This is a genomic window from Pseudomonas sp. yb_5, assembly GCF_043103865.1.
In the GTDB taxonomy this organism is placed as follows: Bacteria; Pseudomonadota; Gammaproteobacteria; order Pseudomonadales; family Pseudomonadaceae; genus Aquipseudomonas; species Aquipseudomonas putida_Y.
Genome location: NZ_JBICKE010000065.1, coordinates 1 through 1,487 on the forward strand (window position 1 = coordinate 1; position 1,487 = coordinate 1,487).

Sequence of the window (1,487 nt, forward strand, 5' to 3'; positions counted from 1 at the left end):
CTCCTAAGCTTCAGATAACTGGGAACCGTACCCCAAACCGACACAGGTGGTTAGGTAGAGAATACCAAGGCGCTTGAGAGAACTCGGGTGAAGGAACTAGGCAAAATGGCACCGTAACTTCGGGAGAAGGTGCGCCGGCGAGGGTGAAGGACTTGCTCCGTAAGCTCATGCCGGTCGAAGATACCAGGCCGCTGCGACTGTTTATTAAAAACACAGCACTCTGCAAACACGAAAGTGGACGTATAGGGTGTGACGCCTGCCCGGTGCCGGAAGGTTAATTGATGGGGTTAGCGCAAGCGAAGCTCTTGATCGAAGCCCCGGTAAACGGCGGCCGTAACTATAACGGTCCTAAGGTAGCGAAATTCCTTGTCGGGTAAGTTCCGACCTGCACGAATGGCGTAACGATGGCGGCGCTGTCTCCACCCGAGACTCAGTGAAATTGAAATCGCTGTGAAGATGCAGTGTATCCGCGGCTAGACGGAAAGACCCCGTGAACCTTTACTATAGCTTTGCACTGGACTTTGAATTTGCTTGTGTAGGATAGGTGGGAGGCTTTGAAGTGGGGACGCCAGTTCTCATGGAGCCATCCTTGAAATACCACCCTGGCAACTTTGAGGTTCTAACTCAGGTCCGTTATCCGGATCGAGGACAGTGTATGGTGGGTAGTTTGACTGGGGCGGTCTCCTCCCAAAGAGTAACGGAGGAGTACGAAGGTGCGCTCAGACCGGTCGGAAATCGGTCGTAGAGTATAAAGGCAAAAGCGCGCTTGACTGCGAGACAAACACGTCGAGCAGGTACGAAAGTAGGTCTTAGTGATCCGGTGGTTCTGTATGGAAGGGCCATCGCTCAACGGATAAAAGGTACTCCGGGGATAACAGGCTGATACCGCCCAAGAGTTCATATCGACGGCGGTGTTTGGCACCTCGATGTCGGCTCATCACATCCTGGGGCTGAAGCCGGTCCCAAGGGTATGGCTGTTCGCCATTTAAAGTGGTACGCGAGCTGGGTTTAGAACGTCGTGAGACAGTTCGGTCCCTATCTGCCGTGGACGTTTGAGATTTGAGAGGGGCTGCTCCTAGTACGAGAGGACCGGAGTGGACGAACCTCTGGTGTTCCGGTTGTCACGCCAGTGGCATTGCCGGGTAGCTATGTTCGGAAGAGATAACCGCTGAAAGCATCTAAGCGGGAAACTTGCCTCAAGATGAGATCTCACTGGGATCTTGAATCCCCTAAAGGGCCGTCGAAGACTACGACGTTGATAGGTTGGGTGTGTAAGCGCTGTGAGGCGTTGAGCTAACCAATACTAATTGCCCGTGAGGCTTGACCATATAACACCCAAGCAATTTGCTGACGCAGATTGCGGTGGTGAAGACGAAAGACCCGAAAATTCGTAAGACCACAAATATCGCATATCCGGATTCGCTGGGCTGTCCATCTGGACATTCTGGCTACAGAATTTCTTGACGACCATAGAGCATTGGAACCAC

The 1,487-nt window shown here is 52.7% G+C and carries 1 rRNA gene; it reads left to right on the plus strand.

Going from position 1 to position 1,487, the window contains the following annotated elements:
• Nucleotides 1–1,328, plus strand: a 23S ribosomal RNA gene (locus ACF8GF_RS09600); the annotation flags it as partial.
• Nucleotides 1,329–1,487: the final 159 nt, after the last annotated feature.